The 384-nt window shown below is 79.9% G+C and carries 1 pseudogene; it reads left to right on the top strand.

Annotated features, from left to right (window positions below):
• Nucleotides 1–384 (top strand): annotated as a pseudogene (locus AA75_RS41565) (short-chain dehydrogenase); the annotation flags it as partial.

Genomic DNA, 384 nt, shown 5'->3' on the forward strand with positions numbered 1-384 from the left:
AGTGGCTGGAGCGGCTCACCGTGGTCGGCATCGACCTGCGGGACCCGCGCCAGGTGCTCGGCCTGTGCGAGCGGCTGCGCGCCGACGGGCGGCCGCTGGACATCCTGGTCAACAACGCCGCGCAGACCCTGCGCCGCCCGCCCGAGTCGTACGCGCTGCTGGCCGCCGGCGAGCAGGGGGCGCTGCCGCCCGGCGCCGCGGTCGTCCACGCGCCGGGGTTCCGCCCGATGCCCGCGCTGGCGGCCGCCTGGCCGGTGACCGGGCTGGCGCCCGCGCTGCCGTCCGGCGAGGTGCTGGAGCTGGCCGACGAGGCCGGGCTGCTGCCCGACACGGCGGCCGGCAACTCGTGGTCCGCGCGGCTCGGCGGGCTCGACCCGGCCGAGG

Source organism: Kitasatospora sp. MBT63, from assembly GCF_000710465.2.
Taxonomy (GTDB): Bacteria; Actinomycetota; Actinomycetes; order Streptomycetales; family Streptomycetaceae; genus Kitasatospora.